The 19335-nt window shown below is 69.3% G+C and carries 16 protein-coding genes and 3 pseudogenes; 4 read left to right on the top strand and 15 right to left on the bottom strand.

What is annotated here, in order from left to right; translation table 11 throughout:
• Window positions 1-359: 359 nt before the first annotated feature.
• From ABEB03_RS26975 to ABEB03_RS26990, 4 genes and pseudogenes are all read right to left on the bottom strand, one after another.
• Window positions 360-510 (bottom strand): annotated as a pseudogene (locus tag ABEB03_RS26975) (IS5/IS1182 family transposase); the annotation flags it as partial.
• A 57-nt stretch (window positions 511-567) separates the two neighbouring features.
• Entirely contained in the window at window positions 568-1092 is a 525-nt protein-coding gene (locus ABEB03_RS26980) for a hypothetical protein (RefSeq protein WP_345654814.1), read from the bottom strand.
• Window positions 1093-1439: 347 nt separating this feature from the next.
• Window positions 1440-1952, bottom strand: a complete 513-nt coding sequence (msrA, locus tag ABEB03_RS26985; protein WP_345654816.1) for a peptide-methionine (S)-S-oxide reductase MsrA — start codon at window positions 1950-1952, stop codon at window positions 1440-1442.
• A 692-nt stretch (window positions 1953-2644) separates the two neighbouring features.
• Entirely contained in the window at window positions 2645-3826 is a 1182-nt protein-coding gene (locus tag ABEB03_RS26990) for an epoxide hydrolase family protein (RefSeq protein WP_345654819.1), read from the bottom strand.
• Between the two features lie 575 nt (window positions 3827-4401).
• Between ABEB03_RS26990 and ABEB03_RS26995 the strand changes: the two genes are divergently transcribed.
• The gene (locus ABEB03_RS26995) at window positions 4402-4998 is read left to right on the top strand and encodes a hypothetical protein (protein ID WP_345654822.1); all 597 of its coding nucleotides are present in this window, start codon (window positions 4402-4404) and stop codon (window positions 4996-4998) included.
• Between the two features lie 355 nt (window positions 4999-5353).
• Here ABEB03_RS26995 and ABEB03_RS27000 read toward each other — a convergent pair whose 3' ends face one another.
• On the bottom strand, window positions 5354-5890 hold the full coding sequence (locus ABEB03_RS27000) for a hypothetical protein (protein WP_345654824.1): 537 nt from the start codon (window positions 5888-5890) through the stop codon (window positions 5354-5356).
• Window positions 5891-6394: 504 nt separating this feature from the next.
• Here ABEB03_RS27000 and ABEB03_RS27005 point away from each other — a divergent pair.
• On the top strand, window positions 6395-6811 hold the full coding sequence (locus ABEB03_RS27005; protein ID WP_345654827.1) for an SsgA family sporulation/cell division regulator: 417 nt from the start codon (window positions 6395-6397) through the stop codon (window positions 6809-6811).
• A gap of 911 nt (window positions 6812-7722) precedes the next feature.
• On the opposite strand, the gene ABEB03_RS27010 is transcribed toward ABEB03_RS27005, so the two are convergent.
• Window positions 7723-9054, bottom strand: a complete 1332-nt coding sequence (locus ABEB03_RS27010; RefSeq protein ID WP_425589303.1) for an aminotransferase class I/II-fold pyridoxal phosphate-dependent enzyme — start codon at window positions 9052-9054, stop codon at window positions 7723-7725.
• A gap of 36 nt (window positions 9055-9090) precedes the next feature.
• Here ABEB03_RS27010 and ABEB03_RS27015 point away from each other — a divergent pair, with 36 nt between their 5' ends.
• Entirely contained in the window at window positions 9091-9762 is a 672-nt protein-coding gene (locus ABEB03_RS27015) for a pyridoxamine 5'-phosphate oxidase family protein (protein WP_345655351.1), read from the top strand.
• A gap of 422 nt (window positions 9763-10184) precedes the next feature.
• On the opposite strand, the gene ABEB03_RS27020 is transcribed toward ABEB03_RS27015, so the two are convergent.
• The 6 genes and pseudogenes from ABEB03_RS27020 to ABEB03_RS27045 form a co-directional block, all read right to left on the bottom strand.
• Window positions 10185-10352: a hypothetical protein gene (locus tag ABEB03_RS27020; protein ID WP_345654833.1), complete on the bottom strand. Its 168-nt coding sequence runs from the start codon at window positions 10350-10352 to the stop codon at window positions 10185-10187.
• Between the two features lie 693 nt (window positions 10353-11045).
• Window positions 11046-11868, bottom strand: a pseudogene (locus ABEB03_RS27025) (IS5 family transposase).
• A 359-nt stretch (window positions 11869-12227) separates the two neighbouring features.
• On the bottom strand, window positions 12228-13769 hold the full coding sequence (locus ABEB03_RS27030) for a M4 family metallopeptidase (RefSeq protein WP_345654836.1): 1542 nt from the start codon (window positions 13767-13769) through the stop codon (window positions 12228-12230).
• Between the two features lie 74 nt (window positions 13770-13843).
• Window positions 13844-14008, bottom strand: a pseudogene (locus ABEB03_RS27035) (helix-turn-helix domain-containing protein); the annotation flags it as partial.
• A 25-nt stretch (window positions 14009-14033) separates the two neighbouring features.
• Window positions 14034-14561, bottom strand: coding sequence for a DUF6879 family protein (locus ABEB03_RS27040; protein WP_345654841.1), 528 nt, complete (start codon window positions 14559-14561; stop codon window positions 14034-14036).
• Window positions 14533-14793 (bottom strand): hypothetical protein, encoded by a 261-nt coding sequence (locus ABEB03_RS27045; protein WP_345654846.1) that lies wholly within the window; start codon window positions 14791-14793, stop codon window positions 14533-14535. The genes ABEB03_RS27040 and ABEB03_RS27045 overlap by 29 nt, the downstream gene beginning before the upstream one ends.
• 380 nt (window positions 14794-15173) lie before the next feature.
• On the opposite strand from ABEB03_RS27045, the gene ABEB03_RS27050 reads away from it, so the two are divergent.
• Window positions 15174-16160, top strand: a complete 987-nt coding sequence (locus ABEB03_RS27050; RefSeq protein ID WP_345654849.1) for a hypothetical protein — start codon at window positions 15174-15176, stop codon at window positions 16158-16160.
• A 162-nt stretch (window positions 16161-16322) separates the two neighbouring features.
• Here the strand turns inward: ABEB03_RS27050 and ABEB03_RS27055 are convergent, their stop codons facing one another.
• The 3 genes from ABEB03_RS27055 to ABEB03_RS27065 form a co-directional block, all read right to left on the bottom strand.
• Window positions 16323-16724, bottom strand: coding sequence for a hypothetical protein (locus ABEB03_RS27055; RefSeq protein ID WP_345654852.1), 402 nt, complete (start codon window positions 16722-16724; stop codon window positions 16323-16325).
• 371 nt (window positions 16725-17095) lie between these two features.
• Window positions 17096-17464 (bottom strand): glutamine amidotransferase-related protein, encoded by a 369-nt coding sequence (locus ABEB03_RS27060; RefSeq protein WP_345654855.1) that lies wholly within the window; start codon window positions 17462-17464, stop codon window positions 17096-17098.
• Window positions 17465-18190: 726 nt separating this feature from the next.
• On the bottom strand, window positions 18191-19189 hold the full coding sequence (locus ABEB03_RS27065) for a winged helix-turn-helix domain-containing protein (RefSeq protein WP_345654858.1): 999 nt from the start codon (window positions 19187-19189) through the stop codon (window positions 18191-18193).
• Between the last annotated feature and the right edge of the window lie 146 nt (window positions 19190-19335).

The raw sequence follows: 19335 nt of genomic DNA on the forward strand, positions 1-19335 counted from the left end.
GGAGCATGCGACACCAGGGCAGCTGCACGGCCGGGCGGCGATGAACGACGGTCTCTGCACACCGGAACCGCGGCGAAGGCGTGCGGGTGGGGAGGTTGAGCCGCCGACGCAGCCTGACGGCCGCCCACTGCCCCACCCCGCAGGCAGCGGGCTTCGGCCGAACAGGGACCGCGGGCGGCTCTGTTGCACCACAGCCGCCCGCAACACCGTGAGGGGCCCCGCCTGCCATCAGGCGGGGCCCCTCACGCGGACACGACACAACCCTCATGCCTCAGATGCCGTCCCAGCGCGCCGCAGGTTGCTTGGTGACGTTGCGCGCACCTTATGGGTTGCCACCGACACGGCAGGCCTGGGCCGGCTCAGCTTCTGAGCCGGCGGGAGCCGATGAGGGCGGCGGCTGTGCCGGCGAAAGCAAGGAAGTGCTCGGCCTTGCGCTCGTAGCGGCGGTGCAGGCATCGGCATCCGGCGAGCCAGGACACGGCTTCTCTGGGCGACCCGGCGGTGGCGGCCCCGTCCCGTGCGTTGTCCGGCTTCGCCTGGCGCGCGGCATGCCGCCCGGAGCCAGGGTCAGGCGGCGTGGCGGACGGCCACAACTTCGCCGGGTGCGGCATCGTGGGCCACGCTCGCGTGCGCGAGACGGGCGGTGCGGCCGGTGGCCGCGCTCTGCGGCCGGTGCCGTGCGAAGACGACGAGGCGCAGCACCGCGAACCGCGCGACGCCGACGAGCGCGGAGGCCGACAGGTAGACGATCTGCACGAGCACGACGCCGGGTTCGACCACGAGTTGCTGCAGGACGAACATCGCCGCGCAGGTCGCCACGTAGGCGGCCGCCGCGGACCCGGCGGACTGCGCATGCTGGCGCCGGGTCGCGCGGGTGCCCCCGCCGAAGGCGAAGCGGGCGTACAGCTCGGTGGCCAGGAGCGGGGAGAGAACGGCGACCAGGGCGTTGGCCAGACTCCAGGCGATCAAGGAAGCCAGGGCCGTCACGGCGAAGCTGGAGGCGAGTCCCACTGCGCCGCCGCAGAGCACGAAGCGGGCGAAGGCGGTGACGTTGCCGGGTTCCCCCGGCTGCTGTCTCTGCGCTGTGTGCATGTTCTGCCCCCCTCCCTGTCAGAGTCCGCCCCGCACCGCGCGCGCTTCCCGCCCCCGCAGGGTCTTCCCGCGTGTTGCGGACAAAGGAAGCGCGCGCGGTGCGTTCATGTCGCGGACGGTCTGCCTGTTGCGCACGGCCGGTGTGTCCGCAGGCGGTGCCGGAATGGTCGTCGCGACGGTTCGGCTTCGACGCGACGAACGAATGTGAGATCCCTGGCGATGCCCGACGTGTCGGGGAAGGGGCCCTGCCCCGTCACCCGCCGGAAGGCGGCGGCCCCAGGTGTTCCCGGTACAGACGCCGCCTCCGGCACGCCGCGGGTGCCGCACCCGCCGGCAGGGCCGCAGGGTCAGGAGTCCGCCCGCCTCGGCAGCCGCCAGTTCGGGCGCACGAAGTGACAGGTGTAGCCGTCCGGATAGCGGCGGAGGTAGTCCTGGTGCTCCGGCTCGGCTTCCCAGAAGATGTCGGCCGGCACGACTTCGGTCACCACGCGTCCCGGCCACAGGCCCGACGCGTCGACGTCGGCGATGGTGTCCTCGGCGATGCGCCGCTGCTCGGCGTCGTGGTAGAAGATGGCGGAGCGGTAGTCGACGCCGACGTCGTTTCCCTGCCGGTACCTCGTCGTCGGGTCATGGATCTGGAAGAAGTACTCCAGGACGGTGCGGTAGTCGGTGGCGGCCGGGTCGAAAACGATCTCGATCGACTCCGCGTGGTTGCCGTGTTCGACGTAGGTCGGATGGCGCATGATGCCGCCGCTGTATCCCACCCGGGTACTCACGACGCCGGGGAGCGTGCGGAGCAGATCCTGCATGCCCCAGAAACAGCCGCCCGCGAGCCATGCTTTTTGCCGGACTTCACTCATAACCTGTTCGCCTTTCTTCGATGTTCGAAAACACCCGTGCATCCGGGCCGGTGCGTGTCAGGGTCGGCGGCCGGCCAACGCCCGGGCGTCCTGTGGTGATTGCGGGCAGCTCACGCACCCGGGGCGGTTCGTACTGCTGCGGTCCTGCCGGCGGTATGCCGGTGGCAGACAGGGCGGCACGAAGGCCCCGTCCGTAGGCCCGTACCCCCACATCGCCGCTGTCTGCGCCCATGACCACACCCAGGAGGGGTCCGGCCATCCGTCGCAGCAGCCGACGCCGGCCGTCGGGGACCGTTGGCACAGCCCGCCGCAGGCCGTCCGGGCATCGCACGGACGGCGCAGGCCGCTGTGTCGGGGTGTGTCTGTCGCGGGTGACACGCTCTGCCCGCCCTTTCCGGGGTGTCTCATCCGCGCCCGCGCGGGCGGTGACGGGCTCATGAAAAGAGGACGGGTCCCGCGCTCCGGTCCCCCGCTGTCGGGCGCGGGGCCGGAGTCGGGGGTTGCGGGACCCGCCGGTCGAGGGGCCGTAGGAGAGTCGGCCCGGTACCCGGCATCCAGGCGTCGGCGTCAGGGTGCTCATGGCCTGGGCGCGTGGCGTGGCCGGGTGGCCCGGGGCGGCCGAGTGGCCCGCGAAAAGGCCGCTCGATCGCCCCGGCGGGTTGCCGCCCGTGCAGTCGTTGGTGGACGACGGACTAGCGCAGGGAGCGGAAGCCCGCACGGACCTCGTTCACGAGCTGCTCCGGCTGCTCCCAGGCGGCGAAGTGGCCGCCCACCTCGAGCCTGTTGTAGTGGACGAGGTTCGGGTACGCCTGCTCGGCCCAGCTCTTGGGGGCCTGGTAGACCTCGTCGGGGAAGACGCTGACGGCGACCGGGAGCTTGACGCCCTTGGCGCCGAGGAACGGGGTCTTGTTCTCCGCGTACAGACGCGCCGCGGACACGCCCGTGTTCGTCAGCCAGAACAGCGTGATGTTGTCCAGGACGTCGTCCCGGGTGAGGCCCTCGACCTGTCCGGCGAAGGCCCGGGCGATCATCTGAAGGCTCGGCGCGTCGTGGTCGAGCAGGTAGGTCGCCAGGCCGACGGGCGAGTCCGCGAGGGCGGCCAGCGTCTGCGGGCGCGAGGCCATCATGAGGAACTGGGCGATGTTCTGGTACAGGTGGCCGACCTGCTCGACCGCGCGCTTCTCCTCGTCGCCTGCCACCACGAAGTCGGCGGGCAGCGGGTTGCCGACCGCGAGCGCCTGCTCGACGGCGGGCGGAACGGTGCCGGGCAGGTTGACGTGGATGCCCGCCAGGCCCTCGGGCTCCTGCACGCCCATGAGGTCCGAGATGATCGCGCCCCAGTCGCCGCCCTGCGCCACGTACTTGGTGTAGCCCAGGCGCTTCATCAGCTCGCCCCAGGCACGCGCGATGTGCTCGGCGTCCCAGCCGGCCGCGGTCGGCTTGCCGGAGAACCCGTAGCCCGGCATCGACGGGATCACCAGGTGGAACGCGTCCGAGGCATCGCCGCCGTGGGCCGTCGGGTTGGTGAGCGGTTCGATGATCTTCAGCTGCTCGATGATCGACCCGGGCCAGCCGTGCGTGACGATCAGCGGCAGGGCATCCGCGTGCTTGGAGCGGACGTGGAGGAAGTGGATGTCCAGGCCGTCGATCTCGGTGATGAAGTGCGGCAGCGCCTTCAGCTTCGCCTCGACCTTGCGCCAGTCGTACTCCTCGGCCCAGTAGCGGGCGAGTTCCTGCACCGTCTCCAGCGGCACACCCTGCGAATGGTCTGCGACAGTCTCCTTCTCGGGAAAGCGCGTCGCCTGAATGCGTGCACGCATCTCCTCGAGCTCCGCCTCGGGGAACTCGAACGTGAACGGACGAATTGCGGACATGATGGTCTCCACGATGTCTGAAGTGGTTTCAGGAGAGGGGGCGGGATTCGACGCCGAGTTCGGATGCATCCGCAACTCGTCTCTCCCGCCGGCCGAAACGAAGGACCGTGTGACCCGGTCCTGTTTTCCGGCGCACTTCCATGATGGGCCCGGGGTGCCGCCTCGGTAATCCGGAACGTGACCTAGATTCCGCAAGGGGCGGTGTCGTTCTTCCCCGGTAACCTGACGCGGTACGTCACGGGTGCCGCGGCCAGTCATTCGACTTACAGCGGCTCACACAAAGAGACGGCTCGGCCATGATGACGGCCGTGTCCAGGGTGGCAGTTGAGCATCCGGTCCGGTGCGGGGGTGCCGCTGTGATCCGGTGCGGGGCCGGCAGGCCGCCAAAGGCTCCACCGTGCTACCAACGCAAGACCGAACACGTCCTCGCCCCCGCCGCCACAGCCGCAGCCGCAGCCCTCACCGGCTGCCGCCGGCTCGTCCGGTGAGCCAGTCGGCCGGGAGCAGATGCCGGCCCACACCGGTGGTGTCAGTGACGGCCCGTAGGGTGCGCTGGTATTCGACGAGGAGGTTCCATGGGCTTTTCCGGTCATCTGGTCTTTGCACGCAGCGAGCGCCCCCTGCTGGAAGCACCCCTGTTCGACAGCACCGATCCAGGACTGGAGGACAGCGTGGATGAGTGGCCGCCACGACCGGGCGGCTGGCAGACCCTGCAGTTGGAACACGGCATCTGGGAACACGAGTACCTGCCCGACCTGGTCAAATGGACTGGCGCGCCGGCCTGCGTCGCCGACGTCTCCGACAGCAGCGTCGCCCTCGTGACCGCACTGGACACCAACGGCCGACGCTGGCAGGCATGGCTCAACCTGGACATCGCCGCGTCCCTCCTCCTCGAGGAACCCGAGGACGTGGACGACACGAGCCTGTGGACGGTCACCCCGGAGTTCGAAGAGGCCATGAGACACAAACGCGCCGAGCTCGATGCGGAGGTTCCGGCCGACGCCGAAGGCGCCCTCGCGTGGGCCTCAGCGGCTGGTGTCCCGGCCACGGCGCAGCAGTGGCGGATCGAGGAACTGCTGCGTTCTCAGGAGACCTTCGCGGAGGAGCTGTTCGACGCACTACTGGATGAACTGGGCTTCCCCAAAGCCGCCCAGTCCTCACCGCAGCCATAAAAACGACGTATGAGCCCGACTCTTCCGTGACGGCCCGCCGGATTCCTCGGCGGGCCCATCCGGCTGCCGACAGGCACGCAAACACGCTGCGGTCCCAGCCCGGACACGCCGGCAGTGCCACCGTCGCAACACGACGACCGGGCACGTTCAAACACCCAAGCACCGTCGCGGATCCCCCTGTCCACCCCGGCGCTCGCCGGCCGTGATCCGTCAGTCCGTCGAAGGCCGGAAGCGGACCAACTACCCGTCACGGGAACCGACGAAATGCGGCGTGCCGGGTGACGAAAGCGAGTCGGCGCTCACGGGAGAGACTGCGGTAGCGGGTGTGATCCGGTTGCCCATTCGTCTGTCGGCATCAAGGAACGGCGTTGCCGACTACCTCCGTCAACTCCTCAGCCGACTCGGAGGTCAGACGGTAGAACCCCTGGAGGCTGATCGAGCGCTCGAGACGGCCGTCCACCACGTACTTCAGACCGCGGGTCTGGCCTCGGCGGTTACGCCAGGTAAGCCTCGCCAGAAGATCGCCGCGGATCGGTATGTCGAAGCGCACAGGCGTCGCGTCCACGTGCACCGCCGCGGCGCCGCAGCCGCCGGCACCGAGCATCGACCAGTCACCGTGCCCGGGAAACGCTGGGTCCTGCCACGTCGCGGGGGCGTTGCCGCAGCAGTCGCGCCGCTCCATGTCGATCACCCTCATCCGGCTCACCACGTACACGACACACCGGTTGATATGCAGCGCGTACACCTCGTCCCCAACACGGGCGCCCGACCAGGCGGGCAGGGAGGAATGGACGCCGCTGAAGGCGACCGGCGGCCGCTCACCCACGCGACCCTCCTTACGCAGGGCACGGCACGTGTCATGGGTCCACAAAACGGTGAAGGCATCAGACATGCCGTGATCCTATGAACGAGGACTGACAGCCTTCCTTGGGACAACGCTCCTCTCCTCCAACCTCGCTCGGCGGGAAGACCTGCTGGCAAGCCTGGGATTTGGGCGCACCGACCCATCTCATTACCGCAGGTCAGCGAGTTTCGTCGGTAGTCCCGTCAGGCGCGGAGGACTGTGGCGCTGCGCGTCTTCGGGTCGGGGATGCGTTTGCCTCCCCCAACTGGAGCTGGGTAGACCCGCCGAAGAGGGGACGACGCCCTGGGTCACCGGCTCTCTCGGCTCCGGGGCATTTGCTGCAAAATCAGGCCGGTGGGTCCGGGCTCAGCCGTTCTTCTCCTGCCTGCTGTCGTCCGTGTCATCACCTAGGACACGGTCTTCAGTCAGCTGACTGATGCCCAGGATGTGGTCGTGGAGCCAAGGTGGACGAAATTCCCGCATCGAAAGGGGCGTCGCCCCATGCCATACGAGAAGCCGGGCCTTTCGGCTCGCGGCCGGTCCGCTCACCGCATGCGCCCGCTGCGCCTGCACATCGAGAGGATTCTTTGTCCGTCGGTCCGTATCCCGCTCACGGCCGAGTTCCATTACACCGAGGCGGACCCTCTCGTCGTGCTGATGGAACTGCACCCGGCAGAGGGTGGGGTGGTCCCGTGGGTCCTCTCACGCGACCTGCTCTTCGACGGCACCGAGGAACCGAGCGGCGTGGGTGACGTACGGCTGTGGCCGTCCATCGCCCACGGACGCCGTGTGGTGCACATGAAGCTGGAGGCACACGGCCGTTCGTGCCTGCTCGAGATGGACCGGGGACGGCTGGAGGAATGGCTGCTGGAGACCTTCGACCTGGTTCACCCCGGCACGGAGTTCCACAAGATGGACTGGGCCGCCGGCGTGGCCGCCCTCGTCGAGGGAAAGCGGAATCAGCCGTAAAACCGGGCGGCACAGAGCCTGCGGGTCAAGGCGTGCACGGGCATGCCGTGTGCGGGAGCCGGCAGGCGAAACCGCGCTCACCAGGGGTAGCCAGATCCCGGCCGCGTTCTCGGCCGCAGGAGTTCACGGCCGGCCAGCAGCGCGACCGACGAGTGGCACCGGCATGCGCCCGCGACTCTGCGAACAAACCCGCGGCTCTGCCAACAAAGGGGTGCACGCCGCAGGGCGACGGTTTCACCGCTCCGCGGTGGCGGCGTGTGAAGAATGCGGTGCCCATCCGCAGTCACATGACTGATGCGCAGACGCTCCCGCCGGAGTCGGGGCGCACGCAGTTGCGTGCGACTGCCGCACCGCCGCGGCCCTTGACGGTCACAGCACATCGCCCGCCCGGCGCCGGATTCCGGTGCCTGCGCGCTGGTCCCGCCCGTCACCGACACCGGTTCCGAGGCCGGCGCCTGTCACCGGTTCACCGAAGGCTGCGTCCTGCGCCGCAATGCCGTGCGGTAGTGGTGGGACCAGGACACGAACGGCGAGACGCACCGCACGCAGATCACCGCCGGCCCGCTGCGGGCCGGCCAGGAGCAGTCCACCCCTCTGCCCCCGGTACTCGTCGTCACCGCACAGGCCGACATCGCACGGGACTGGGACGAAGGCAAGGGTCAAGGGTCAAGGGTCAAGGGTCTGCGCAGCGAAACGGCGCGCCGCGGGTGTGCCGCTCACCGCGCCCCCATACGACGGGACCAATGACGTCGTTGTGCTCGACACACGGTCCTCCCTCGCCCACCGAGGCGGCCCGCAGGGCGACGGCCCGGGCCATCACCGCGCTCCGGCAGGCTCTGCGCACCGGTCCCTGACCCACCCATCCCTCCAGCCGCGGGCCGGGCAGGACGCCGGGCGCCCGGCGCCGTCCGTCAGCCGAAACGCCCGGTGCGGTGCGGGCGGATCGCGGCGGTGACGGCGTCGGCCAGGGCCGGCACCTCGTGCGCCGTCAGGGGCGAGATGGTGATGCGGATGCCGGGCGGTGAGGAGAGCCGGAAGCGTGCGCCGGGTGCGACCGCCCAGCCGGCCTGCAGCAGCCGGGTCACCGCCCCGGTCTCATCGGGTACCGGCACCCACACGTTCATGCTGCTGCGGCCATACGCCGTCACCCCGCGATCGGCCAGGGCCTGCACGAGCGTGTCGCGGCGCGCAGCGTAGCCGGCGGACACCGCCGCGACGTCCACGGCACCGGTGCGGCACAGATGGGTCACGGTGTGCTGGAGCAGGTGGCTGACCCAGCCGGGGCCCAGCCGGTAGCGGCCGCGGATCCGGTCGACGGTGAGAGGGTCGCCGGTCAGGACGGCCAGACGCAGGTCGGGGCCATACGCCTTGGCCATCGAGCGGACGAGCATCCAGTGCCGGGTGCTGCCGGCCAGCGGGTGCAGCGGCAGATCGGTCAGTCCGTGCACATGGTCGTCGTCGATGACGAGGACCTGCGGGTGCTCCGCGAGGAGGGCACGCAGGTCCTGGGCGCGGGCGGCGGAGATCGTGGCGCCGGTGGGGTTCTGGCCGCGGTCGGTGACGATCAGTGCCCGTGCCCCCTGCCGCAGGGCGGTGTCCACGTCGTGGGGCAGCGGGCCGTCGTCGTCGACACCGACCGGGATCGGCCGCAGGCCGAGGGCGGGGACGAGGTCGAAGAGGCTGCCCCAGCCCGGGTCCTCGACCGCCACCGCGTCGCCGGGCCGCAGGTGGGCGGCGAGCGCGCGCTCCATGGCATCCAGGGATCCGGAGCTGAGCCCGACGGGGCCGTCGGGGACGCCGTCGGCGTCGAAAGCCGCGCGGGCCAGAGTGCCGAGCTCGTCGTCGACCGGGGCCTGGCCGTACAGCATCGGCTGCCGGGCGTGCCGGGCGGCAGCCTCGGCCAGCGCCTCACCCAGCGGGGGCAGCAGCGCCGTGTCCGGGTTGCCGTCGGACAGGTCGCGCACGCCGGGCGGCACCTCCAGGCGGATCTCGTCGTGCGCGGTGATGGCCGGGCGCGGCCTCACCCGGCTGCCGCGCCGGCCCGCGGTCTCGATGACGCCACGATCACGCAACAGGCGGTAGGCGGCGGCGACGGTGTTGGGGTTGACGCCGAGCGCGCCGGCAAGCTCCCGCAGCGGCGGGAGCGCGGTACCCGGCGCGAGGGTGCCCTGCCCGATGGCCTCCTCGACGCTCGCTGCGATCTCCGCCGCACCCCGACCCGTGAACGTGTACTCTCCTATCACAACACCCATTATGCACTAGTTCAAAAGGATTGCGTCATATCTTCCCCGCCCCCCACCGGCAACGCCTACACCGCAACGGACCGCACTGTCCCCACCCGCATCCGCAGGCACGCCTCCTACGACCGTGAACTGGTGCACGCGATCCTCGACGCGGACTACCTCTGCCACCTCGGCTTCGTCCGCGACGGCGCCCCCGTCGTGCTGCCGACCCTCTACGCCCGCGTCGCAGAACGCCTCTACATGCACGGCTCCGTCGGCTCCCGGCCACTGCGCTGCGCCGGCGAGGACACCGGGATCGCCGTGTGCCTGACCGTCACCCACGTGGACGGGCTCGTGCTGGCCCGCTCCGCCATCCACCACGCGATCAACTACCGGTCCGTCATCGTGCACGGCACCGCCCGCCAGGTCACCGACCCCGCCGAACGCTCCACCGCACTCAACGCCCTGATCGAGAACATCGTGCCCGGCCGCGCCACCGACACCCGCCCCGCGAACACCAAAGAACTCGCCGCCACCGCCGTCGTCGCCCTCGACCTCGACGAAGTCTGCGCCAAAGTACGCACCGGCGACCCCAACGACGACCCCGAAGACCTCACCCTGCCCCACTGGACCGGCGTCCTGCCCGTGGCACGCACCTACGGCACACCCACACCCGCCGCCGACCTCGACCCCACGATCACCATCCCCCACTACCTCACCAACCGCTGAAACACCCCCCGCAACACCCTCCCCCTCCCCGCGGACACCGCCGTCGACAGCACAGGGACCGGCTCACCGCACACGACCCCACCCGGCCGGCCTCTGGCCGGCGAGCAGCGAGCAGCGAGCAGCGAGCAGCGAGCAGCGAGCCGACGATGACCGGCAGTGACTCCGCCCACGTACCGCCGATCCGTCGACCGGCCGGGGCCCGGACACCCGGCATCCCGCCTGAAGCACGGCGGGCGGGCGCTGCCATGCGACCAGGCGCAGGAAACCACCGGGCATCACCAAAAGCCGAAGGCACGCTCGCCGAGGTCCGATCACGCATACGGGATACCCCGCCGGAAGTGGCGAATTCCAGGGGGCATCCCGTATGCGCGCCGCGGCGCTTCGGCACGGTCAGTGGTCGTGCCGAAGCGCCGCGACGCCGGTCAGCTGCCCGACAGGGCGACATCGGCCTTCGCCGGACTGCCCCGCTTCACACTCACCTTCCTGCTGCGCTTGCCGTGTCCCTGGCCGCCGGCGGTGACGATGACGGCCGGCACGGTCGCCTTCAGCCACACCTCGTACCCGCCGCAGCTGCCGGCCGTGACCGTCACCGAATCCCTGCCCGCCCGCGACACGGCAACCCTCACCCCGGCAAGGGCCTTGCCCGTGGCCTCAAGCACAGAGTCCCCGACATCGAATCGACGAGGACTCAAGAACGATCGAGGCTAAGAGCTCGTAACACGATCTTGCTGGTGTGAAGCGGCTGGTCGGGGGCGCTGCTGAGTAGGTTGCTGCTGCCAGCGCCAAGGTCGTTCACAAGCCGTGCTGGAGTCATGTCGGGATGAAGCTCGGCCACCAGGGTGGAACGTTGCCCGGGCAAAACGGGGCGGGGTATGAGTCCGGCATCCCGAGCCATGTGACAAGGAACCAGGTGAACCACAGGGTGAAGATGAGCCCTGCCATCCGGGCTGTCCTGCGATGACGTCTTCCGAGAGTGCTGTGCAGGATCACCCACGGAACCGTAGTGGCGATCCATATGAGAGGCGCAAGAAACAGCAGAGTCATGCTGTTGGCTGCTGCGTTGACGCCGATGTCACAAGCAGCCCATGCCCTCCCAATCGCAGCAATGGTCACCACTGCGGTCAGCCCGCCGAAGAGGACACCAAAGCCAATTCCGCTGGACCAGCGGCTCGGAGGACTCGACGGCTCTGCTCCCACGTTCGTCTCCCCCATCTCGCCCTGGAAGCGGAGAGTACCAACGCTCTGAAGCAGCCCGCTGGGGCCCTGGCCTGCTCTGACACCGGTCAGCCGTTCTTGGGCTTTTGAAGCCGCCTCCAGCAGATGAGGCCGCAGGCCAACGAGACGAAGGCGTCGTGGAGCTCGGTGCGGCGTTCCCATCGCACGGCGAGGCGTTTGAACTGGTGGAGCAGGGCGAAGGTCTGCTCCACGACGTAGCGGAGCTTGCCCATGCCCTTGATGTCCGGGGCGCCCTTGCGGGAGATGACGGGCAGGATCAGCCGCTTGCGAAGCTCTTCGCGGTTCGGATCGGAGTCGTAGCCCTTGTCTCCGAGCAGGGCTTCCCGACGCCTTCGAGGACGACCAGGGCGACCGGCGACGGGTGGGATGCCGTCGACCAGGGCAAGGGTCTGGGTGACGTCGTTGACGTTCGCCGCGGTCGTGATGACCTTGAGCGGAGTTCCGCGTCCGTCGCAGATCAGGTGATGTTTGCTGCCTGTCTTGCGCCGGTCGACCGGCGACGGACCGGTGTCGGCACCCCCCTTTTTTCGCGCGGACATGGGAGCCGTCCACGCAGGCCCGCGACCAGTCGAGTCGGCCGGCCGCGTTCAGCTCGGCGAGCAGGATGCGGTGCAGCCGGTCGAAGACTCCCGCCTGCTGTCACCGCTCCAGGCGACGCCAGCAGGTCTGTCCGGAGCCGAACCCCAGCTCCAGCGGCAGGAGTTGCCAGGCTATGTCGTTGCAGAGGACGTAGAGAATGCCCTGGAGACAGAGCCGGTCCGACACCGGCCGCGGACCGGGTGACCGCTCCGGCCAGGGCGGCAACAACGGTTCGATCAGCGCCCACAAGTCGTCGTCCACGATCCACGGCCGCGACTGACGCTTCCCCATGCCCCCATCAACGAGCGATCAAACCGACAGTCACATGATCAACCGCTTTTGTTAGAGCCAGTAAGCCGCGTCTGGGCTGTTGATGGCGCACGACCCCGTTGCTCACCCCAGTTCCCGATCCGCCGTCACTGTCCCCCCTGGCACCGTGACGGGCTGGCAAGCAGGAGCAAACCGAGACGCGACAAGCCCGCCTCTGAGCAGCACCCACGGCCGGGGCGAAGCAGCGTAGATGCGCTCCCGGCTCAGCGCCTACTTCTGATGCGGTCATGTCGTGGCGGATGCGGGGCGGTGTGGGCTGATCAAGTCTCGGTGGCAGCCCCACCTATTGGGGTCGCCGTCGCGCGGTGAGGTTTCCTGTCTCAGGGAGTTGGCCTCGCGTCCGGATGGTTGCCGGACGCCTCATCCCCGCCAGCCACGGCCCCGGCCACTGACGGCATCACACCCACGCCGGACCACGCGTCAAGGACAGCACGCTCCTCTTTGCTCTCCTCGCCGTATCGTACGCGGGCAGCAGTGACGGTGCGTTGGGCCCAGTCCGCGAAGTGCAGGCCGTCTCGTAGTCCATCGCTGGTCAACGCGTCCCACCAGATCTGCCCGGCATGTTCCCAGGCCCGGCCGCCCAGGCTTGTGGCGAGCAAATAGAAGGCGTGGTTGGGTATGCCACAGTTGATGTAGTTGCCTTCGTTGCCCTTCGTGACTATGTAGCCGTCCATGTGCGCCGGTTGCGGATCTTTACCCATGACGTTGTCGTCATACGCGGTGCCCGGTGCCTTGAGAGAACGCAGGCCGACGCCTTGACGGCCTGGGGCGAGCAGGCCAGCACCCATGATCCAGTCGGCCTCATCGACGGACTGGCCGAGGGACCACTGTTTTACGAGAGTGCCGAAAACGTCACAGTGGGAGCGTGCAAGGGCCCCTTCCTCCCCTTGGAATGAGACGAAGTACAGCATCTCGTCAAGCCCCCAGGTGGCCTCCCCAGCGATGACTTCAGGGCACTGACTGAACCGTTGGAATACCGCTCCGTCACCGTCGCCCAGAATGAGCGAATAGCCGTCCCAGCGGCCGTTGGGGTAGTTCTTCCCGTAGTGCACAACCGCAGCAAGCGGCCCACCACCCGAGGGAAGTTGGGCCCGGCCGTAGACCTCTCGGAAGAACCTGCGAGTAGTGATCAGCAGATCGTACGTTTCATCGATGACCAGGTCACCCACTGGCGGCAGCCCCGTGTACCGAGCGACGGCAAGGTCCACCGTCTTCTTGCCGTTCTTCGCATCGAAGATCACAAGATCCGCCACGGATGTGGCGTCTGGGAGTGGCTTCGGTCCTTCGTCCGTAAGTGCTACGCCGGCGTTGGTAAATCCGTCTGAGGGCACAGCGTCCTGTGTCAGCGCTTCTAGGAGTGACAGAGGGATCAGGCCTGCCCTGGCTAGTGGGTGCGGAGTGCGGTGTGCGGGCCTAGGACCTTCGAGGCGGCGGGTCCATTCTCGGATCTGTGCCGTCGGCACCTGAGCAATACCGCCGATCTCCTCAATCGCCGCGCTCAGGCGGGCAGCCTCACGACTCAGCCACTCGTCGCGTTCGACTTCTGACAACGTGTCGTCCGCTATGAAGGGCGCCAACTCGAGCGCCTCATACCCGCGATGGACCGCCTCGAAAGACGCCCCGCTTCGCCGCCGGGCCAGAACCGTGCCGTGAGCATCCCAAGCTTCTCGGGACAGGCTCGGGGCGGCCCAGTGGCCGGTCTGACGAAAATACGCGACCGCCACGCTGTTTCTGGTGAGCTCTGCGTAGATCAACCGACCTGCAGTGCGCACACTCGTTCTGTTCCGCAACAGAGCGGCGCCCCCGGTGACTAAGCCACCACCCAGTGTGCCGATGATGGCCGCAAACAACGCACTGTCCATGTCGGCATAGTGAGGGTTGCCGAAGAGGACGCGCTAGTAGTGCGCGCGAAGCAGGGAACCGCAACGCAGTTACCTGGGGCCGTGACGGCGTTCTCGACGCGGGGTGTCTTGGAGTGGTGCCATCCGCACCGGCCGGCCAGCTCGACGACCGTCAGCCCGGCGTTCTTGCGCAACTCGCGCAGCCGGAGCGCGACGACCTCGCGCGCGGCCTGGGCGGACGAGGACGGGGAGAGGGGCATGAGCTGGCCTGTCCGGTGCGTGCGGTCAGTGGATCTGGTACTGGTCGTGCGGGATGGCCCGAGACCACACGGTCTCGAACGCTTTGGTGCACAGCCGGGCTGTGGCCGGATCGTCGGTGATCTCCTCGCCCGTCCACGACCCGTCACCGGCGAAGTGGTTCCAGTGGATCCACTGTTCGTCGAAGAGCCAGAAGTCGTTGCCCGGCAGTGCGATGTCGGACGCCCTGCGGCGCGGAAGCCACCGGACCTGCTCGCCTGCCGCGACGTTGGTGAACGTGCCCTCGTACAGGAACTTCGTGTACTCGCTGACGGGTTCGGACACGATGCGGGCGCGGCGCACCACGACCCCGCGGCCCACGGTCTCTTCGATCAGGTCGAGCCAGGGCCGCCACCAGGAGGCGCGGTCGGCCGGGTTGTGGCGGAATCCGCTGCGCCACTCGGCGAAGGGGCCCTGTTCGTAGTCGACGGCGTACGCGTCGCGCATCTCCAAATGGACGGCGGAGCAAGTGCAGGTGGAGATCAGCTCATCGAAGGTCGGCACGCTCGACGGCATTGCACGCCTCCCTGATCAGGTGCACCATCCTGGCCGGCATGCGGATCACGGCTTCGCCGTCCGGGATTCCCTGCGCGTGGCCGGGCATCTCGAACGCTGCGCATTCCGCCTCCAGTTCGGGATCCAGCTTCCAGCCCTGGAAGACGAGTTCCTGCTTCTCCTGGTCGACCCACACCGTGGGGCTCTGCTTGTCCCCGGTGTTGGGGTCGATGCCGACGAACAGTAGCGGCATGATCGCCTCCCTCGATGGGATGTGCAGCTGTGTGCAACACCATTGCGTCGCCGTCGTGCCATTCGGTCAGGGCGACAGATCCTTGCGAGGTACGGACCCGGGCGGGCGCGGGCGCTGTGGATGCGGTCGGCTTGGGGGTGGCCGAAGTGCGGCTGGCGATAGGCGCGGGGCCGATCGCTTGTTGACCCGCTTCCGCCGCTGTTAGGTTGGCGTATTCGCCGCATGGGGCTCAGGGGGTTTGCAGCGTCGTGCAACGCCGTGCATTGCCAAGAACCGTACTCGGCCTGCTGCTGGCCGTCGCGCTCGGTGCCGGTGCGAGCGCATGCCGAAGCAGCCCGGAGCAAGGTGCCAAGGCGGTGGCGACGGTGTGCGATGGGCTGTTGACGAAGGCTGTGGCGGAGGCGTACACCGGCACGAGCAGCGCCGGCGCGCGGCCGGGGTCGGCGGGTGGCACACCTGCGCCGCGGCAGTGGTGCATGCTGTCCCAGACCGCACTCGTGAGCGTCACGGCCGCCGGCCGGAAAGAGTTCCACAGGACGGACCCCGGCGACGTGTGGGGTTTCTCGGGCGCGCAGGGCTCTGTCCCGCTCGGCCACGGCTGGCTCGGCGGCTACGACTCGTTCAACAGCGGAGTCGGGCCCTCGGGCGACCGGTTTCGGACCGAGGTAGCGGTACTGCTGGACTGCCCGCGGGTGGCCGGTGGCGGACTGCTCGTCGCGGCGAGGGACTCGGTGGATACGCACGGCGAGGTGCCCGGCGTCTTCCGCACGAAACTGGCCGGGCTGGCCGCCGACGCGGCCCGCCACACCGCGGCCCGGTGGCACTGCAGGGGCGGGCTGGGCCGTACGCCGAGCGGGATTCCCGCGGCGGAGCCGCCCCCGACGGACCTGGCGCACACGGCCGGTGTCTGCCGGGGCGTCATCACGCCGAGCCTTGCGGAAGTGACCGGGGCAGTCCAGGCGCAGGGCTCGGCCTCGGGGCTGGCCCTCAGCGAGGGGTGTGTGCTCAAGGACGCCAAAGGCGGCCTGGTGCTGTCGCTGCGGGCCCGTCACGGGCCTGCGGCCAGTGTGGCCCGAAAGGCACCCGCCAGGTTCCCCGAACCGGGCCGGACCGAGTCCCCGTTTCCGGGGCTGGACGCGGACCGGCAGGACGGCTTCGCCGGTCTGCAGACGGTGCTGTGGATGAGCTCGCGGTGCGGGCGCGGGCAGGGCACGGCGCACTACACGCTTGGGCTTCCCGGCTCGTACAGCAAGGCACCGGTCTCCGACACCCACTGGGCTCAGATGCTGCGGACCTTCGCGCAAAAGTCCGCGACCCGGCACAGTTGCTCCCCGCCCGCCGAATTGTCGAAGGTGGGCGAACCGTAACTCAGCCCGCTCCCGCCGCCGTGCGGACGTGATCCCTGGCGGCCCCGCTGACGTCATGTCGGCTGAAGAGCCTGCTGAAGAAGTCAGCAGCCAGAGGACATGCGCGCTTCTCGTCCTTCGGCTCGTCATGTCCGAACTGGTAGGCCTGGTAGCCCAGGAGCTTCAGTTCACGATCTGCGGCGATCGAGGTATCGCCTGCAGGGCGATGTCGACGGTGGCATGGAGGGCGGCGCGGGCCGCGCCGGCAGCCGCCTGCACGGCGTTGCCCTCGCTGACCACCATGACATAGCGGGCGAGCGCGTGAGGGTCGGTCCCCGCCGGCAGGTCGCCCTCCTCGGCGGCTCGGGCCAGTCGTCGTGCCAGGGCGTGCTCGCCGGCGAGGCGGCTGTCGGCCAGGAACCTGGCGATGCGGCCGCTGTCGCCGCCCTCGGCCAGGCCGCCCTGCTGGCCGTTGGCGCTGCGCCTGGTTTCACCGGGATCGGCACTCGTGCACCCCGTCATGGACAGGCCGACCGCGAGGGTCGGCACCAGGCCACGGGTGTGTGCGATTCGGCGTGAGTTCATCGGCGTCCTCCATGTGCTGCGCATGCGTGCCCCACAGCGCCCATCACTCCTCCCAGTCAGCAGGCGTCACCAGGATGGCGGCCTTCTCTGGAGTACCGAACAGGGCGGGTCCACGGCCGCACAGATACGGTTCCGTTGTCCACCCTGCCAGACCAGCTAGCCGGGGAGTCCGTTGCCCGGCCGCAGGTGATGATCTGTGGACGAAGACATGGACGTTCAGCATGATCTAGCGCGGAACCCTGTGCGTTTGCGCCCGGGAGGAACCGCTTCTTACTTCTGCTCTGACCCGCACGGGCGCATGGGTCTGCACTGTTGACTTGAGTCGGCTCAGGCGGGTTGTTTCTGGTTTTTGATGTGCTCCTTGATGACTGCTAGCCGATCTCGCGCGGGTGGCCGAGCTCAGCACCTGTGCGTACGGCCAGGTGCTGGGCGCGGGCGAGGAGTTGAGCCCCCAGGCACACACCCAGCGTCGGAATCCGGGCTTTCAGTGCGTCGGCCAGAAGCGCCCGCTCCAGCTTCAGGACCGGATGACCTGTCAGGTCGTCAGCGCTCATGGGGCCGCCCATCACGACCAGCCCTGCCAGGTCACCTACAGGCGGCAGATGTCTCGCCGAGACGCCCCGCCCCTCGACCAGGTTCCGGATGTCGACGTCGAGACCGCTGCCCTCCAACACATCCAGGATCAGTCCGGGCTTTTCGACCTCGACGTGCTGCAGGACAAGGACAGTGCGCGCGGGCATGGGGACGATCTCCTCGCAGAAACGGGTCATCTTCGACAGGAGGGATATTCATCCTAGACGCGGCGAAACGTCCAGGTCCGGACACACGCAGCCGGTCCTCCTCGCACGCCCTGCCTCGATGGCGCACCGCGGTGGCCAGGCACGCGGGACAGCGACACCAGGGGCGACCTGCACGTGGCCGTGAAACACGCCCCGGGCCCCCGCTCGCTCGCCCGGTCTCGCCACGCGGGCCGGGCCGCGGTCGCAGGGCATGGCGGCTTCGCTGTCGGCGTCCTGTCCGGGCGCAGGACGGCCCTGCGGTCACGCTCACGCCATGGTGGTGCAAGGCGTGTTGACGCTGTGGTGTGCGCCGACCGCACACGTCGCCGCCAGGCTTTGAGGCCGTCTGCCGCAAGAGCGTGCGGCCGGGCAGGCCATGGCGCGGCTGCTCGCGCACGACGCGGCCCGGCGCAGGTGTCTCACACCTGTTCGCCGAACCCCTCACGGCGCCGCAGGAGTTCGCGCGGCCCGGACATCTCACGCGGGCGGTGCGCCGGCACGAGGCGTTCGCCGGGCCGGGTGTACGCCGGCCGGTGTGCACACCGGGGGCATCTCGAGCGTGGTCCCTCGGCCTGGTATGAGCGCCCGCATGCCGCCGGGCAGGGCCGGCCGGCGCGGGGCGGGTCGGGTCGGGTCGGGTCACGGCGAATCCCGTGCGGTCACGGCCGAAGCCGCCGGCGCGGCTCCTCAGCCTTCCTCCGGGGTGTTGAGGAGGGCCAGGCCGAGGGGGGTGAGGCTGTGCAGCATGGAGTTGCGGTGGCGCAGCGAGCGGATCAGTCCGGCCTCGCGCAGAACGGTGGCGTGTTCGCTGGCGCTCGCGGGTGCGATCCCCGCGCGGGCGGCGAGTTCCTTGGTGGAACACCCCGGGTGCTCCGCCACGGTGGTGAGCACCATGGTGCGGGTGCGGCCCAGAAGCATCGACGCACCGGCGGAGCGTGTCCGGCCGGGCACGGAGGCAGGGACGGTGAGGTCACCGGGGTGCCGGTCCGGGCTGGCGGGGTAGCTCACCGAGACGGGCGGGCCGTCGGTGACGATGGCGCGGGTGCAGAACGTCGACGGGACGAGCAGCAGGCCTTCCCCGTCCAGGCGGACGTCGCGGTCGGCTCCGTTGGGCATGCGGACTTCCAGGACCGGGGCCTTCCACCGCATCCACTGGGGGTTGGCCCGGGTCAGCAGCTGCTCGATGCCGCCGGTGAGCAACTGCTGCAGGCGCAGCGGCCGGTCCGCCTCCAGGTGTGCGGTGAACCGGTCCCAGTGCGGAGCGAGCAGACAGGTGTGGAGGTCGCCGAGTCCCGTGCAGAGCTCGGCGAACAAGGAGGCGTCATCAGCCAGGCGGCGGGCCCAGGCGGGCAGCGAAGGACGCCGGCGTGCCGTCTCCAGCAGGTTCGTCCTGACGTGTGCGCGAGGTGTGCTGCGCACCTGTTCCAGAAGGTCTTCGACACCGCCCGCCCGGGCCGGGCTGAGGAAGTCCGGCGAACATCCCACGGCAGGCATGAGGGCCAGCACCATACGGGCCGGGGCGGTCAGCCGGGCGCGCGCACGGTGGCGCCAGGCATCGAGCCGGGCGGGCCGGCTGCGGCTCTGCAGCGCTCGCGCGGCAAGTTCCAGCTCGTGCAGAGGCATCGGCGCCTGGGCCACACGTGTGCGGGCCAGATCCTGAACCGTGAAATGTATGCGGTAGACCATGACAGCCTGGGGCAGTCCTTCCGGAATGTCGTTCTTCGGGCCAGGCCGAATCAGATCGAGATCGTGCCGGTCAACAGGGAGGCTGAGCCCACCAGCCATCCGACATGGTAAATGGCCCGAGCAGGTGCGTGCCCAGGCACGGTGTG

It is taken from the genome of Streptomyces siamensis, from assembly GCF_039543605.1.
In the GTDB taxonomy this organism is placed as follows: Bacteria; Actinomycetota; Actinomycetes; order Streptomycetales; family Streptomycetaceae; genus Streptomyces; species Streptomyces siamensis.

What these genes read in the sequence shown, in the direction of transcription:
- ABEB03_RS27005 (WP_345654827.1), top strand. Translation starts at nt 6,395, where the DNA reads ATGCGCCCGCTGCGCCTGCACATCGAGAGGATTCTTTGTCCGTCGGTC.
- ABEB03_RS27040 (WP_345654841.1), bottom strand. Translation starts at nt 14,561, where the DNA reads ATGCCGTCGAGCGTGCCGACCTTCGATGAGCTGATCTCCACCTGCACT.
- ABEB03_RS26980 (WP_345654814.1), bottom strand. Translation starts at nt 1,092, where the DNA reads ATGCACACAGCGCAGAGACAGCAGCCGGGGGAACCCGGCAACGTCACC.
- ABEB03_RS27065 (WP_345654858.1), bottom strand. Translation starts at nt 19,189, where the DNA reads ATGGTCTACCGCATACATTTCACGGTTCAGGATCTGGCCCGCACACGT.
- ABEB03_RS27060 (WP_345654855.1), bottom strand. Translation starts at nt 17,464, where the DNA reads ATGCCCGCGCGCACTGTCCTTGTCCTGCAGCACGTCGAGGTCGAAAAG.
- ABEB03_RS27030 (WP_345654836.1), bottom strand. Translation starts at nt 13,769, where the DNA reads ATGGACAGTGCGTTGTTTGCGGCCATCATCGGCACACTGGGTGGTGGC.
- ABEB03_RS27000 (WP_345654824.1), bottom strand. Translation starts at nt 5,890, where the DNA reads ATGTCTGATGCCTTCACCGTTTTGTGGACCCATGACACGTGCCGTGCC.
- ABEB03_RS26990 (WP_345654819.1), bottom strand. Translation starts at nt 3,826, where the DNA reads ATGTCCGCAATTCGTCCGTTCACGTTCGAGTTCCCCGAGGCGGAGCTC.
- ABEB03_RS26995 (WP_345654822.1), top strand. Translation starts at nt 4,402, where the DNA reads ATGGGCTTTTCCGGTCATCTGGTCTTTGCACGCAGCGAGCGCCCCCTG.
- ABEB03_RS27055 (WP_345654852.1), bottom strand. Translation starts at nt 16,724, where the DNA reads ATGAACTCACGCCGAATCGCACACACCCGTGGCCTGGTGCCGACCCTC.
- msrA (WP_345654816.1), bottom strand. Translation starts at nt 1,952, where the DNA reads ATGAGTGAAGTCCGGCAAAAAGCATGGCTCGCGGGCGGCTGTTTCTGG.
- ABEB03_RS27045 (WP_345654846.1), bottom strand. Translation starts at nt 14,793, where the DNA reads ATGCCGCTACTGTTCGTCGGCATCGACCCCAACACCGGGGACAAGCAG.